Consider the following 15,004-nt stretch of genomic DNA (forward strand, 5'->3'; position numbering starts at 1 on the left):
AGGCATACATGCCGAGGTTGCCGGGGTTGGAACCGAAGCCGGTCACCGGCGTGAGACCGGCCGACTCACCGTTCGCCGCCACAGGCGCCGCGAGCATCCCGGCGACCAGGGCCAGCGGCGCCGCCAGCGCACACAGCACCACCCGGATACGCGCACGGACACGGGTACGGTCACGAACCGCCATGGAGNNTCTCCCGTCGTGAGGGGGGTGAGGGACGGGCGCACGGCCCGGGCGTCCTTCCCACGCCGGGCACCCGACCCCGCACGCTAGACAGGCACCGGCACCGCGCCATCGGANGCGGCACACACTCCTGAGAACTCCGGCCTGTGGCCAGCCTCCAGTGCGGCGCACCTGGCCGGCGATTCCCCCAGTGAACCAGACCTGCAGAAGGCCGCAGGAGTCTTTACACGCGGGTAATCTACGTGCATAGATAATGACGCGAACACGTCACTCTCTGCCTCCCGTCACCGCATCGCACGGCGTGACCGCGTTCTGCCGAAATCCCACTGATCCGTTCGCCCGACAGGGCCTCGCGTACGGAAAGGGGTACCACTCATGCTCTCCAGACTGTCCGTGAGAACCACCCTCGCCACTCTCGCCGTCGCCGGTCTGCTCGCCACCGCGCCCTCGGCGGTGGCGACCCCCACCGCCCCGGCAGCACAGCCCCTCGCGACACCGGCGTCCGCCACGTCGCCCTCCGCCGGTGTCACCGTGAAGATTCCGGACAAGGTCGCCGACCGTCTCGGCGCCGGCCGCACAGCGCTGATCGACGCCGTCGCCGCCGACGTTCTCTCCCGGTCCGACGACGCCAAGGGCCTCACCCCGTCGAAGGCCGTCGGCAAACTCGCCGCCGAGGACCGCGAGGTGGTCGTCGACGTCCGCACCGTCTCGCCCGGATGGGCCCGCGGTGTCGCGTACGTCGAAGCCCCGCGCACAGTCCACGCCCAGCCCGAGGGCTGGCTCTACATCGCCCACCGCAAAAACGGGCGCTGGGTCTCCGGCCTCGAAGGCGACCGCGAGTTCGCCGCCCACGTGGCGGCGTCACCGCTGGTCGGCAAGGCGGAGCGGAAGACCATGACGGACTACGCGCAGCGTCAGGCGGCCCCGGACCAGGAGGCGTCGCCGACCGGGGCCACGGCCAACACCGGCGGGCTGCTCCTGCCGTGGATGCCCGACTACTACATGACCGTGACCGGCGGTCCGCACTCGCACACCGGCGGGTCCGGCTACTGGAGCAGCCTCGACTTCGCCGGCGGCAACGCCAGCGGGCGGGTCCGCTCGTCCCGTGAAGGCACGGCGACCTCGATGTGCGGTGCCGGCGGCGGCTGGACCCGGGTCATCCACCCCGGCGGCTTCTCGACGGACTACTACCACATGCGGAACACGACCTACTACAACGGAACGTCGATCGGCAGCAGCGCCCTGCTCGGCACCATCGGCACCGACGTGTGCGCCGGCGGTTCGGCGTCCGGCGCGCACGTGCACTGGAGCCTGCGCACGTACGACGCCAACCTCGTCGGCCAGTACACGTGGCTGAACGGCCGCACCATCGGCGGCTGGACCTGGTGGAACGGCGCCAGCCAGTACACCGGCTGCGGCACCCGCCTCGGCGTCACCGCCTGCCCCGGCACAGCGATCTACAACCGCACCAGCTGACAGCCGCTCATCGGCGAAGGCGTGCGGGGCGCACCGTGGGCCGGCGATATCCGGTCCACGGTGCGCATCAGCCCGCAGTCGGTCCGGGACGAAAGGGAGATCCGCGTGCCCCGGCTCCTCGTCTACCCGGCCCAGGTGAGTCCTTCTCCGGCCATCCTGGCGAACGCCTCGTCGAGGTCGGCGGTACAGGCACCGAGGCAGACGCGGATGCGGCTGCCGGAGGCGTTGAGAGGGCCGCTGGGGCTGCTCATGTGCGCCTCGCCCAGAAGGACGCCGCAGCGGTCCAGCACCAGCTCACGGAAGTTGGTTCCGGGCTCGTCGAACACCGGCGGGATGCGTGCCAGCAGGTACGCGCCGCAGCAGCCGGCGGCATAGCCGTGCGGCGGGTAGCCCAGTACGCCGGTCAGCAGCCGTACGACCTGCTGGCGCCTCGCCTCGTACGCCACCCGCTGTGCGTCCAGATACGCGCCGCTGGCCTCGTCCGCAAGCCACTGGGCCATGGCCGCCTGCGCCGGGACGGCCGTGACGTTGGCTTGCCTCCAGGCGGCCAGGGAGTTGAGGGAAGCAGTGACGCCGGCCGAGTGTCACCAGGGAGGACCACCGCACGGCGATGAGTTTCGCGCCCTGCGCGAGTCATGATCAGTGGAGGCAGTACGCCACGGAAGGACACACCATGACCGACGCAAGCCCCGCCGCACCGGCCGCCAACCCGGACCTCGGCCCGCAGACCAGAGTTGTCGCCCGGCTCGCCGCCAGCGTCCCTGACGACCGACTGGAGGACCCCACGCCGTGCGAGGGCATGGCCGTACGCCACCTGCTGGGCCACCTGGTCGGCCTGACGGTCGCTTTCCGCGACGCGGGCCGCAAGGACCTGGGCCCCACCACCGGCACCGACCCGAACTCCGCGCCGCGCCCCGACATCGGCCCCGGCTGGCGCGAGGAACTGGCCCAGCAGCTGCCCGAGCTCGCCGAGGCGTGGCACGACCCGGCGGCCTGGGAGGGCGAGACCCAGGCCGGCGGCGTCACGCTCCCGGCCGCGTCGGCCGGCCGGGTCGCCCTCAACGAGCTGGTCCTGCACGGCTGGGACCTCGCCCGCGCCACCGGCCGGCGTTACGAGCCGGACGAGGAAGCGCTGCGTGTCTCGTACGAGCTGGTGGCGGCCACGCCCGACGGGCCCGCGCGGGAAGGGATGTTCGGGCCGGTCGTCGCGGTGCCGGAGGACGCGCCGCTGCTGGACCGGGTGGTGGGGCTCAGCGGCCGCCACCCCGGCTGGACGCCGCCCGGACGCTGACGCGCGTCCGTCGAGGGCGGTCTCGCCGCAGCTTGGGCGCGGACACGTGTTGATGCGGGTCGGCGCCCACCTCGGCGAGGACACCGTCGCCACCCGGGATCCCCCGCAGCGGCTACTGCTGGCCGACCGCAGCCGGGCCGAAGCGGCGGCGGTACTAGGCTGAGGAATCCGGCGACTCCGTCCGTGCCGGGGTCGTGTGACAGGCGTGGTACAGCTCAGCCACATGATCGTCAACTGCTGGTCAGTGCACGCACGTTGCTGCCTAGCATCGTGGCTGAGACGTAGTGAACAGATGATCTCAGGAGGCTCGTGGTGCGGAGCGGGGGGCCGGTGCACCTCGGCCGTACGGTCGCGGTGTGCGGATTACTGCTGGTCGGCTGTACCTCAGGTGGAGCTGACGCGTCCGGACCGGCTGCCGCGCAGAAGGCCGGTCCCACGGGAACCGCCGCCCCATCGCCGACCGCCGTCGCCGACATCGATCCGGACAGGCTCCCGGCATCCACGGCTCAGGCTGCTGCTCTGGTGCGAGAGGTCCTCGCGAAACCTTCCGAGTTCGGCCCGGACACGGTCCGCCAGGCTCCGTACGAAAGCGACCCCCGGCTATGGGCGGTTCTCGGGGACGACTGCGTCTGGCATCAGCAGGCGCTCCCGAGCGATGTCCTCGCTACCCTGACCCGTTCCTACGAGATACCGGCGAGCGGTGCCAAGGGCCCGCTGCGGCTCAGCGCCGTCGTCACGGTGCACCGCACCCCCGAGCAGGCCGACTGGGAGAACGCCGAGGTCCTGGAAGAGATGATGCGCTGCCCCGCGCAGCAGCTTCGCTCCGACGAGACGGTCACGTCGCTGAACGACGTCCCGAACTCCTTCGGTGACTCCGGGAACGAGTACGCCGATGACGCGCTCACCGAGTTCGGCTCCTACACGAGTGCCGAAGCCGGCGGCCCGCACCCGTACATCTGGGAGCAGACCCGCATCGGCCAGTTCACCCTCGCCGTCTCCGCCAAGGGCGCCGAGGGCTGGTCCCGGGCAGACCTGTTCGACCGGCTGCGGGATCCGCACGCCGGCATGCGCGCCCGCCTCAGAGCCGCGATCGAACGGAACGCGCCGCAGCCGAGCGGCAGCAAGCAGGCTGAGGACCGATGACCGGGAAACTGACCCCCTCCGACCCGGCCCGCATCGGCGGTCACCGTCTGCTCGCCCGGCTCGGCGCCGGCGGCATGGGCGTCGTCTACCTCGGCCGTGCCGAGTCGGGAGAGCTGGCCGCCGTCAAGGTGATCCTGCCCGAGTACGCCGACCAGGCCGAGTTCCGCGCGCGCTTCCGCCGCGAGGTCGCCGCCGCACGGCGCGTGGACAGCCCCTGGGCGGTGCCGGTCACCGGCGCCGACCCGGACGCACCCGCGCCCTGGCTGGCCACCGCCTTCGTCCCCGGCCCTTCGCTCGCCGAAGCCGTCGCCGCCTGCGGACCGCTGCCGCCGCACGGTGTGCGCGTCCTCGGCCGGATGCTGGCCCGCGCCCTGACCGCCGTACACGACGCGGGACTTGTCCACCGCGACGTCAAGCCCGGCAACGTGCTGCTCGCCGTCGACGGCCCCCGCCTCATCGACTTCGGCATCGCCCGTGCCACCGAGGAGACGGCGCTCACCTCGGCCGGCATGGTCGTCGGCACGCCCGGCTTCCTCGCCCCGGAGCAGGCCCGGGCGCAGCCCGCCTCGCCCGCCAGTGATGTTTTCGCCCTCGGCTGTCTCCTCTCCTACGCCGCCACCGGCCGCCCGCCCTTCGGCACCGGTGCCGTGGACGCCCTGCTGTACCGCACGGTGCACGACGAGCCCGACCTCGACGGTGTCCCCGACGCCACGCGCGCCTTGCTGGTGCGCTGTCTGGCCAAGGATCCGGCCGCCCGGCCCGTCGCCCGCGAGGTGGACGAGACGCTGGTCGAGGACACTCCCCCGGACACCGTCGACTGGCTGCCCGACGCCGTCGTACGACTCATCGCGGACCGCTCCGCATCGCTGCTCGCCCTGCCGGACATCGAGGCGACGGCCCTCGACGCGACGGCGGACGAACAGCCGGCGGAAGTTCCCGCGGACGCGCCCACTCCCACCAGCCGCCGCCGATTCCTCATGCTCGGCGGCGGCGCGGCCCTCCTCGCGGCCGGTGGCGGTGCCGCCCTCTGGGCCGCACAGCGCGACGACGGCACCGCCCCGGCCGCCTCGTCCGGCGCCCGCCGCTGGATCCTCGGCGTCCAGGCCGACTTGACGGGCCCGCAGAAGGCCATCGGGCAGGCCCAGAAACGCGGCGTCCGGCTGGCCGTCGACCAGTTCAACTCCCGCAAGGACAAACCCTTCACACTCACCCTCAAAACGGTCGACGACCGGGGCGATGCGACTCGTGCCGCCGAGGTGGCCCGCGCCCTCGCCGCCGACCGCGACCTGCTCGCCGTCATCGGCTCGACCGGCGACAAGACCACCGGGGCGAGCATCGGCAGCTACGACGCACAGCTCGTCTCCCTGATCACGGCCTCCTCCGCCCAGCCCGAGTACGGCACCGCGGAGCCCCGTCAATTCCTCCAGACCGTCCCCGACTACACGAGCCTGCCCGGCACGGCGGCCTACTCCCTGCACGCCCAGGGCGCCCGGCGCGTGGGCGTGCTGATCGACCGCGCCGGCGGCATCCCGGCCTGGCAGCTCGGCCATACGATGTTCCAGAGCCTCGGCGTCCTCGAGATCGCCGGTGAGCCTCGGGTCGTACCGCAGTTGGCCGGGACCCTCGCGCCGACGGTCGCCGAGATGGTCACCCACCAGCCGGACGGCTTCGTCTACACGGGCACCCCTGCCCGCGCCGCCGCCGTGGCACGCGCCCTCGCGCAGACGGACTTCGACGGGCTGCGCGTCCTCGGTTACCCGGCGGCCCAGCCGGAGTTCCTGACCGCCGCGGACACCGCCGCCGAGGGCTGGCAGACCTTCGCACCGTACGTCGACCCGTCGGCCGCCCCCGTCCGCGCCTTTGCCACCGCCTACCGAGAGCGCTACGGCTCCGTACCCCCCTACTGGGCGGCCGAGGCGTACGACGTGGCCCGCATGGTCATCACCCGCCTCACCGAGGCAGACGGCCGCCCCTCCGGGGACAGGCTGTACGACCTGCTGCAGAAGGGCACGTACAAGGGACTCGTCCGGACCTACGCGTTCGACAAGGAGTACCGGTGGTGGCTCAAGAGCAATGAGGTCTTCCGCTACGAGGTGAAGGGCGGCCGGTACTCCTACGCGGGCAAGGTGGACTTCTGATGCAGCCCCTGACCGCCGACGACCCCGAGGACATCTCCGGGCACCAACTGCTGGCCCGCCTCGGCGCGGGCGGCATGGGCGTCGTCTACCTCGCCCGTACGGCAGGCGGGGCGCTCGTCGCGCTCAAGACGATCCGTGCCGGGCACGCGGCGGACCCGGCCTTCCGCACCCGGTTCCGGCGCGAGGTGACAGCGGTCCGCGGGCTGACCGGGCCCTGGCTGGTACCGGTCGTGGCCGCTGACACCGAGGCCCAGGAGCCCTGGCTGGCCACGGAGTTCGTCCCCGGACCCTCGCTGGCCGAGGCGGTCGACGGCTTCGGCGCGCTGCCTGTCGCCGCCGTACGCACCCTGGGAGTCCGGCTGGCCGACGCGCTGAGTGCCGTACATGACGCCGGACTTGTGCACCGCGATGTGAAACCGGGCAACGTGCTCCTCGCCCTGGACGGCCCCCGGCTCATCGACTTCGGCATCGCGTATGCCGCGGGCGCCACCGCGCTGACCGCGCCGGACGCCGTCGTCGGCACCCCCGGCTTCCTCGCGCCGGAGCAGGCGCAGGCCCGCGCAGGGGAGGTCGGCCCGCCCAGCGACGTCTTCTCACTGGGCTGCGTCCTGGCCTACGCGGCCTCGGGCCGGCGCCCGTTCGGCACCGGGTACGCGGCGGGCGTCCTCTTCCGTACCGTGCACGAGGAGCCGGACCTGGCGGACGTCCCCCGCGAGCTGAGGGACTTGATCGGAACCTGCCTGGCCAAGGACCCGGCCCAGCGGCCGACGGCCCACGGGGCCGCCGCCGTGCTCCGGGACCCGCGCGTCCCCCTCGCGCAGGAGACCTCCGGGGACCAGCAGGAGCACTGGCTGCCGCCCGCGCTTCTCCGCGTGGTCGCTGAACGCTCCGCGCGAGCACTGGACGTGCCCGCCCCCGGGCGCCCCGCACGGCAACCGACGGACGAGGACCCGGCCGCCGGCCCGGCACCGTCGCACCCGGAGGACGCCCGCCCTCCGACCCGACGGCGCGCGCTGCTGATGGGGAGCGCGGCAGCAGCCTCCCTGGCCGCCGTCGGCGGCGGAGCCACCGCCTATCTTGCGGCCGGGAAAGCAGGCTCAGGCGGCGGCGGCCTTCCCGTGCACACCCTCGGCTTCCAGGCCGACCTCAGCGGCACGAACAAGGCGGACGGCCGCGCTCAGGAGCGCGGGGCGCGGCTCGCGGTGGAGCACCACAACGCGCGCGCCGGCATCACCTTCCGCCTCGCCCTCGACGCCGCCGACGACCGGGGCGACGCGACGAGGGCCAGAGACGCGGCCCAGCGCCTGACCGAAGCCGGGGTGAGCGCGGTCCTCGGACCCAGCACGGCCACCGCGGCGCTCGCCGCCGGCCCGCTCTACCAGGCCGCCGGCACCGCCATGGTGCTCATCTCCGTGGACGACGCGAGACTCGGCGACGCCGGACTGCGTACCCTGTGCAGCACCCGCGCCCCGGACAACCACCTGGCGCTCCCGCTGATCTCGTACCTGACCGACGTACGGCCGGTCGACCGCACCGCCGTCATCGACGACCGGGAAGCGGGCCCGGAGGGCTCGGACCTCACCGACTCCGTCGCCCAGAACCCGCCCCAGCAGGGCACGGCCAGCATCCACTCCGTAGCCGCCGAGAGCGACGACTTCAGCTCCGCCGTCCGCGCCGCCCTCGCCGCCAGGGCACAGGCTGTCGTCTTCAGCGGCACATCCCCCGAACGCGCCGCCCGCTGCGCCCGCGCCCTCACCGAGGCGGGCTTCTCCGGCCCGCGCCTCGGCACCTGGCACATCATGCAGCCGGCCTTCCTCCAACGGGCCGGAACGGCAGGCCAGGACTGGCTGTTCGGCACCCCCTTCACCGACCCCGGCAGCGTGTCCCGCGACTTCCGGGCCGCCTACCGCGCGCATTACGGCACCGCATCTGCCCGCTGGTCCCCGGAGGCGTACGACGCGGTGGGACTGGTCGCCCGCGCCCTCACGTCGCTGGGCGGCTCGGCGGACATCCGGCCACGATCCGTAACGCCGCGGCTTTTCGACGTCACCTACCGGGGACTCGCCAAGACCTTCCACGTCAGTACTGACGGCATCGACCCCCAGAAGTCGGGGGCTCTGTACTACCTGTTCCAGGCGAAGGGGAATGCCTTCCGCTTCCTGGGACGCTACGACCAGGTCAAGTGAGCTTGAAGGAGGGCCGCCGCACGGCCGGTCGCGCGGGCAGTGCCCGTCAGCCGACGGGCTGTACGAGGCGGGTCTCGTAGGCGAAGATCGCGGCCTGGGTGCGGTCCCGCAGCCCCAGCTTCTCCAGGACGCGGCCCACATGGGTCTTGACCGTGGACTCGGCGACGACGAGGCGGGCCGCGATCTCGGCGTTGGACAGCCCCTGCGCGATGAGGGCGAGGACCTCGGTCTCGCGGCCGGTGAGACCGGCGACGCGGGCTTCTGCCGGGAGGTTGAGCACCGGCTTGCGCTCGGCGAAGACGGTGATCAGGCGCTTGGTGACGGTGGGCGCGAGCAGGGCCTCGCCGGCGGCGACGACGCGAACGCCCTCGGCGAGCTGGCTGGCGGAGGCGTCCTTGAGGAGGAAGCCGCTGGCGCCGGCGCGGAGGGCCTCGTAGACGTACTCGTCGAGGTGGTACGTGGTGAGGATCAGGACCTTGGTGCCGAGCCCGGTGCCGGCGATCTGCCGGGTGGCCTCCAGCCCGTTGACCTCCGGCATCCGGATGTCCATGAGCACGACGTCAGGTGCCAGCAGGCGCACCTGCTCCACCGCGTCGCCGCCGTGGGCGGCCTCGCCGACGACCTCGATGCCGGGCTGGGCGTTGAGCAGCACGGTGAACCCCTCGCGCACCATGGACTGGTCGTCGGTGATGAGCACCCGGATGGTCATGTGCCGGCTGCCTTCTCGCGGATGTCGTCGGCGGAGCCGGCCACGGGAGCGCCGGCGGAGCCTTCGTGGGGGTCATCGGCCGGATCGCCGGTGGGGAGCAGCACCGCCACCTCGTAGCCGCCGTCCGGGGTCTCGCCCGCGGTCATCCGGCCGCCCAGCATCGCGACGCGCTCGCGCATCCCGGTGACGCCCTGCCCCGCGCCGGGCGACGGCGGCGGCTCGCCGGCCGGCGCCTCGTTGACGATCCGCAGGGCGAGACCGCCCAGGACGTAGGACAGCTCGACCTTCGCTGGGGCGCCCGGGGCATGGCGCAGCACGTTGCTCAGGGCCTCCTGGACGATGCGGTACGCCGACAGCTCGACGCCCTGCGGGAGTTCGCGTCGCGCGCCGGTGACGGTCTTCTCGACGGCCAGGCCCGCGTCGCGGACGTTGCCGAGCAGCCTGTCCAGGTCGGCGAGGGTGGGCTGGGGCGCGGACGGCGCCTCGTAGTCCTCGGTGCGTACGACGCCCAGGACGCGCCGCAGTTCGGCGAGCGCGGCGATGGCGTTCTCCCGGATCGTCGTGAAGGAGGCGGTCAGTTCGGGCGGCGGATTCTCCACCCGGTAGGGAGCGGCCTCCGCCTGGATCGCGATGACGGACATGTGGTGCGCGACGACATCGTGCAGCTCGTGCGCGATGGACGTGCGCTTCTCCAGCCGCGTACGCCGGGAGCGCTCCTGGGCGGTGAGCGCCCCGCTGGCCTCGGCGCGGCGGCTGGCGGCGGTCCAGCCGCGTACCGAGACGGCGACGGCGACCACGACGGCCGAGGCGACGGCCATCTCGACGACGTTCACGTCGTCGCGGAGCCGTGACGTCAGCGACAGGGCGGCGACACCGGCCAGGGCCGTGAGGAGCCACATCGCGACGGCGGTGCCGACGCCGCGGCGCGGCACGGCCAGCGCCAGCACGACCAGGTGCGACGCGAACGTCGCCTCCGCCCAGGGCCAGTCGTGGGAACCGCCGACCGTGGCGGCGATGCCGAAGCACATCACCATGGACAGCCACCAGGCGCCGACCGGCCGGAACAGGGCCAGCAGCAACGGGAGCGCGGCGGCGCAGCCGACGGGCAGGCCCACGTGGGCGCTGTCGAGGGGGCCGGTGAACGCGGAGGACCCGTACTGGTCGACGTACTCGCTGCCGCCGGTTCCGTACCACCCGCTGCCCCAGCCGAAGAGGACCCCGGCAAGGGCGATGACCGCGAGGTGCGGCAGCCAGACGACCACGCGCCTGAGGGCGGGGGGCAGGCTCATCCTCACCGGCGGCAGCGCGGGCAACGGCGTCAGCGCGAACGCTTCCTTGAACAGCTCGCGGCGCGTCGTACGCGTCCGGAGGCCCAGCAGCCGCAAGCCGTCCCGGATCACGTCGAACTCTCCGCGGACGCGGGGTGCTTTGCGCGTGGACTCGGTCACCCGCACACCGTACGGGGGCGCGGGGCGCGGCGGCGTCCTTCCGGATACGGATCCGGGCGGGTCCTCCTCAGGTACTACGCCGGGTCGCAGCGGCCGGGGCGCGCGTAGACGGCGACGCGCGCGCCGTGGACCTCCGTGGTGCCGCAGCGGCGGAAGTGCGCCCGCAGGACGGCCCGTTTCACTTCTTCGACGGGGGTGACGTCGCCGGGCTCGCCGGCCGGGTCGCGCAGCACGACGATCCGGTCGGCCGTGAGCATCCGGGTGCGGACGGCGGCGGGCGGCAGCTCCACCCCGTAGAGGGTGGCGGACGCGCGCGGGTCCGCCCGCGCCGCGAGGTCGATGAGCCCGGCGAACGCCGCGGGGTCGGCCGCCTGCCAGCCACGGCGCCTGGCCGGCAGGAAGAGCAGCCCGTCACCGGGCCGCCCCTGCGTCTCCACGGCGCGGGCGATGGCGCGCAGGTCGTCCTGGCGGCTCTCCGGGCTGCGCAGATGCAGCCCGACCGGAACCAGCGCCACCAGCACGGCCGCCGCGGTGAGGGCGGCGAGCAGCCGCCGGTGGCACCGGCGGCGCCAGAGTTGGTCCAGTGCGGTGCCGAGGAGCAGCGCCAGGCCCGCCTCCTCGTACAGGACGTAGCGGGAGACGTAGAGAGGGACGATCGCGGAGGACAGCAGCAGGAGTCCGCCGGGCAGGATCAGCAGCGCCAGCGCGAGGGCCCGCAGCAGCCGCGCGCCCGCCGGGAGGAAGGCGGCGCAGATCAGGCCGGCGAGGGCGGGGACGGCGTAGCCGAGGAACGCGCCGGAACCGGGCGGGCCGATCCAGGCCACCTGCTCCGACTGCCGGGAGCTGACCACGGCGAGCGGGGCCAGCGCTGCCGCCACCGCTCCCGCCGTCCAGGTCCAGGCCCGCCGGTCGCGGCGGGAGTTCGGCGAGACCCACAGGGCGGCACCGTGCGCGGCGACCGCGAGGACCGCGAACTCGTGCAGCAGGCAACCGGCGAGGGCCACCGCCCCGTAGCCCGCCCACAGCCGGGGCCGGCGCTCTCCCAGGGCGCGTACGAAGAGCCAGGTCGCCCAGGTGACGGCGGCGCAGACGAGCGCGTACGAGCGGCCTTCCTGCGCGTAGCGCTGCACCGCGGGCAGCAGCGCGAAGGCCACGCCCGCGAGCAGCCCGGCACGGGGTCCCGCCAGCCTGCCGCCGAGCAGCGCGACGCCGGCGGCTGCGGCGGACATGGCGAGCAGCGAGGGCAGGCGCAGCGCGTACAGGCTGTCGCCGAACACGGCGAACACCCCGTGCATCAGCAGGTAGTACAGGCCGTGGACCGCGTCCACGGTGGCGAGCGTGTCCAGGAGTTGGGGGAGGCTGCGCCGCGCCATGTCGTACGTGGCGGCCTCGTCCCACCACATCGACCCCCGGCGGGTGAGCCCCCACAGCCCGAGGACGAGGGTGGCGACGGCGGGGGTCAGGGCGCACAGCCATGGAGGCGGGGCGGACCGGCGGGAGGGGGCGCCGGCAGGCGGGGCGGGCACCTTGAGGCGTGGGGCGGGGGCGGCGGGCCGGGTGAGGGCCATGGTCGGGTCTCCTGTACGCGGGGCGGCACGCGCGCCGCCCGGCACGCCATTGCCGGCTGCGGACCCGCGCGCCCGGCGGTTTCAGGGCAGGGGGTGGTAAGGCGGCGGCGGAGCAGGGGGCGGGTGAGGCGGCGGCGGAGGACGGCGGGCGGCGTGCGCTCCCGCTCGGGAAGCGGGGGGCGCCGCGCGGCTCTTCGGGGCGAGCGCTCTGGTTTTCGGTCTCGCCACAACCTAGGACGGCGGCGGCCCCGGACACCTCCCCCTCGATGCGGAACCCCGAAGGTCCGCCTCAGGTGCCAGGTGGCCGCCCCGCGGCCGGTGCCGGGCCCGGGGAAACCGGGGCTTCCCCTTCCCGGCACGGTGTAGCATCTTGTGCGTACAACAGATGCGTACAAGTGCGGCGCCCGCGCCGTTTCCTGATGCCGACGAGGAGGTCGGCGTGAGCGGTCCAGAGAAGTCCAGGGTCCCCCTGTTCGCCACCATGCAGCGCATACCTGGCGGACTGATGCTGATCCCGCTGATCCTCGGCGCGGTCTTCGGCACCTTCGCCCCGGGGCGCTCGGGATCGGCAGCTTCACCACCGCGCTGTTCCAGGACAGCGCGCTGCCCCTCATCGCCCTGCTGATCTTCGCGACGGGTACCCAGGTCTCCCTGCGCACCGGCGGCCCGATCCTCGCCCACGCAGGCACGCTGCTGCTGATGAAGAGCCTGATCCCGGCCACGCTGGTCGTGCTGCTCGGGCTCGGCGTCGGCCTCGACGGACTGCTCGGCGTCTCGCTGCTCGCCCTGCTCGCCTCGATGGACAACAGCAACGGCGGCCTGTGGCTCGCCTTCTCCGGGCAGTACGGCGACGAGCGGGACCGCGGAGCCTACGTCGCCAGCGCCGTCAACGACGGCCCCTTCCTGACGCTGCTCTTCCTCGGCGCATCCGGCCTCGGCGACATCCCGTTCCTCGCTCTGCTCGGCGCGATCGTCCCGTTCCTGCTGGGCGTGCTGGTGGGCAACGTCGATGCCGAGTGGCGCAAGGTCGTCCAGCCGGTGCCGGACATCGTCATCCCATTCTTCGCGTTCTCCCTGGGCACCGGCATCGACCTCGGCGACATCGTCACCGGCGGGGTGACCGGCCTGCTGCTCGGCCTGGTGATCGCGCCGTTCACCGGCTCCCTGGTCTACGTCGGCTACCGGTACATCCTGCGCCGCGGCACCATGTCCGGCCTCGGCTTCGCCGCCGGCACCACCGCGGGCAACGCCATCGCCACCCCCGCCGTCGTGGCCGCCGCGGACCCCCGCTTCGAGGAGTACGTCGGCACGGCCACGGCGCAGGTCGCGGCGTCGGCCCTGGTCACGGCGATCGTCGCACCGCTGCTCGCGGCGTACGCGCTGAAGCGCAAGGGCGCACTGCGGCAGGGAGGCGTCGCCGACGAGACCGGGGACGCGGACGGCTCCGCGGGCGGCATCGCGGACGCCGCCAAGCAGGAGCAGCGCGCATGACGTACGAGGTGGCGATCGTCGCGACGCCGCCGTGCACGCGAGGGCGTCGGGCGCGGTCGCGGGACTGGTCGCCACCGGAGGCGACGGCGCCCGCGCGGTCCTGGAATGCTTGGGCGGGACCGGTATCCGGCTGTGCGACACCGTCGAGCCGGGCGTGCCGCTGGGCGTCGTCGTCGGCGGCCCGGCGGCCGGGCTGCCCGTGGCCACCAAGGCCGGGGGCTTCGGCAGCCCCGATGTACTGATCAAGGCCGCGCAGGCGGTACGAACGAAGAGGAGTCACCGGTGAACGACCCGCAGGTGCCCACGCTCGCCCTCACCCTGGGCGACGTGGCCGGAATCGGACCGGAGATCACGGCCCGTACCCTGCTGCACCACGACGAGCTGCGCGGCGTCAGCCGGCCGGTCGTGATCGGCGACGCCGACGCCGTCCGCAGAGCCGTCGAGCTGATCGGCGCGGACCCCGCCGTCGTACGCGTCGTCGACTCGCCCCGCGACGCCCGGAACGAGCCGGGGACCATCGACCTGGTCCAGGACGGGCCTTCCCTGGGCGCGGTCCCGTACGGACAACTCAGCGCGGCGGCGGGCGACGGCTCCGCCCGCTTCGTCAAACGCGCCTGCGCGCTGGCCCGCGACGGGCTGGTCGACGGCATCGTCACCGCGCCGCTGAACAAGGCCGCCATGCACGCCGGGGGCCACTTCTGGCCCGGGCACACCGAGTTGCTGGCGCACGAGTTCGGCGTCGAGAACTTCAGCCTCGTGCTCTCCGCGGGCGAGCTGTTCTTCTTCCACCTCACCACCCACGTGTCCCTCACCGAGGCCATCGCCGGGGTGACCCCCGCGCGCACCGACAACGTCCTGCGCCTGGTGGGGTCGTTCGCCCGCGCCCTCGGCCTGCCCGAGGAGCCGATCGGCGTCGCCGGCCTCAACCCGCACGCGGGCGAGAACCGCCTCTTCGGCGACGAGGACGCCGACGTGCTGGCTCCGGCGGTGGAGCGGGCGAGCGCCGCGGGCATCCGCGCCGTCGGACCGCTGCCCGCCGACGCGCTCATCCCGGCCGCGGTCAGGGGCGGGTGGAAGTTCGTCGTCGTCTGCTACCACGACCAGGGGCACGCCCCCTTCAAGGCGGTGTACGGCGACGACGGCGTGAACATCACCGTCGGCCTGCCCGTCGTCCGGGTCTCCGTCGACCACGGCACCGCCTTCGACATCGCGGGCAAGGGCGTCGCCCGGGAGGCGAGCCTGGTGCTGGCCACCCGGCGGGCCGCCGAACTGGCGCCGGGCTGGGGTCAGGTGTGGCAGACCGCGAAGGCGGGCGAGCAGGCCGCGGCAGCCACCGTGGAACGGCCGGGCACGGCCTCGTAGACTCCGGGCGA

General features: G+C 73.7%; 11 protein-coding genes and 2 pseudogenes. 8 read left to right on the top strand and 5 right to left on the bottom strand.

The window, feature by feature from the left end; genetic code table 11:
* A pseudogene (locus B124_RS30465) lies at nt 1-184 on the bottom strand (extracellular catalytic domain type 1 short-chain-length polyhydroxyalkanoate depolymerase); the annotation flags it as partial.
* A gap of 372 nt (nt 185-556) precedes the next feature.
* Here B124_RS30465 and B124_RS30470 point away from each other — a divergent pair.
* Complete coding sequence (locus B124_RS30470; protein WP_496506217.1) at nt 557-1,657, top strand: M23 family metallopeptidase; 1,101 nt, start codon at nt 557-559, stop codon at nt 1,655-1,657.
* 122 nt (nt 1,658-1,779) lie between these two features.
* Here B124_RS30470 and B124_RS30475 read toward each other — a convergent pair whose 3' ends face one another.
* Nucleotides 1,780-2,157 carry a hypothetical protein gene (locus B124_RS30475; protein ID WP_496506218.1) on the bottom strand — a complete coding sequence of 126 codons (378 nt, stop codon included), beginning with the start codon at nt 2,155-2,157 and terminating at the stop codon, nt 1,780-1,782.
* 173 nt (nt 2,158-2,330) lie between these two features.
* On the opposite strand from B124_RS30475, the gene B124_RS30480 reads away from it, so the two are divergent.
* The 4 genes from B124_RS30480 (at nt 2,331) to B124_RS30495 (ending at nt 8,415) form a co-directional block, all read left to right on the top strand.
* Nucleotides 2,331-2,948 carry a TIGR03086 family metal-binding protein gene (locus B124_RS30480; protein WP_496506219.1) on the top strand — a complete coding sequence of 206 codons (618 nt, stop codon included), beginning with the start codon at nt 2,331-2,333 and terminating at the stop codon, nt 2,946-2,948.
* Between the two features lie 522 nt (nt 2,949-3,470).
* Nucleotides 3,471-4,091, top strand: a complete 621-nt coding sequence (locus B124_RS30485; protein WP_496506220.1) for a hypothetical protein — start codon at nt 3,471-3,473, stop codon at nt 4,089-4,091.
* The gene (locus tag B124_RS30490; RefSeq protein ID WP_496506221.1) at nt 4,088-6,229 is read left to right on the top strand and encodes a bifunctional serine/threonine-protein kinase/ABC transporter substrate-binding protein; all 2,142 of its coding nucleotides are present in this window, start codon (nt 4,088-4,090) and stop codon (nt 6,227-6,229) included. The genes B124_RS30485 and B124_RS30490 overlap by 4 nt, the downstream gene beginning before the upstream one ends.
* Nucleotides 6,229-8,415 carry a bifunctional serine/threonine-protein kinase/ABC transporter substrate-binding protein gene (locus tag B124_RS30495; protein ID WP_496506222.1) on the top strand — a complete coding sequence of 729 codons (2,187 nt, stop codon included), beginning with the start codon at nt 6,229-6,231 and terminating at the stop codon, nt 8,413-8,415. The genes B124_RS30490 and B124_RS30495 overlap by 1 nt, the downstream gene beginning before the upstream one ends.
* A gap of 46 nt (nt 8,416-8,461) precedes the next feature.
* Here the strand turns inward: B124_RS30495 and B124_RS30500 are convergent, their stop codons facing one another.
* The 3 genes from B124_RS30500 to B124_RS30510 form a co-directional block, all read right to left on the bottom strand.
* Nucleotides 8,462-9,124: a response regulator gene (locus B124_RS30500; protein ID WP_496506223.1), complete on the bottom strand. Its 663-nt coding sequence runs from the start codon at nt 9,122-9,124 to the stop codon at nt 8,462-8,464.
* Nucleotides 9,121-10,578, bottom strand: coding sequence for a sensor histidine kinase (locus B124_RS30505; protein ID WP_496506224.1), 1,458 nt, complete (start codon nt 10,576-10,578; stop codon nt 9,121-9,123). The genes B124_RS30500 and B124_RS30505 overlap by 4 nt, the downstream gene beginning before the upstream one ends.
* Nucleotides 10,579-10,646: 68 nt before the next feature.
* The gene (locus tag B124_RS30510; RefSeq protein ID WP_496506225.1) at nt 10,647-12,140 is read right to left on the bottom strand and encodes a glycosyltransferase family 39 protein; all 1,494 of its coding nucleotides are present in this window, start codon (nt 12,138-12,140) and stop codon (nt 10,647-10,649) included.
* A 505-nt stretch (nt 12,141-12,645) separates the two neighbouring features.
* Here B124_RS30510 and B124_RS30515 point away from each other — a divergent pair.
* The 3 genes and pseudogenes from B124_RS30515 (at nt 12,646) to pdxA (ending at nt 14,993) form a co-directional block, all read left to right on the top strand.
* Nucleotides 12,646-13,631, top strand: a pseudogene (locus B124_RS30515) (2-keto-3-deoxygluconate permease).
* Between the two features lie 31 nt (nt 13,632-13,662).
* Complete coding sequence (locus B124_RS30520; RefSeq protein WP_496506226.1) at nt 13,663-13,917, top strand: nucleotide-binding domain containing protein; 255 nt, start codon at nt 13,663-13,665, stop codon at nt 13,915-13,917.
* Nucleotides 13,914-14,993, top strand: coding sequence for a 4-hydroxythreonine-4-phosphate dehydrogenase PdxA (gene pdxA, locus B124_RS30525; RefSeq protein WP_496506227.1), 1,080 nt, complete (start codon nt 13,914-13,916; stop codon nt 14,991-14,993). The genes B124_RS30520 and pdxA overlap by 4 nt, the downstream gene beginning before the upstream one ends.
* Nucleotides 14,994-15,004 lie beyond the last annotated feature (11 nt).

Source organism: Streptomyces sp. CNP082, assembly GCF_059570535.1.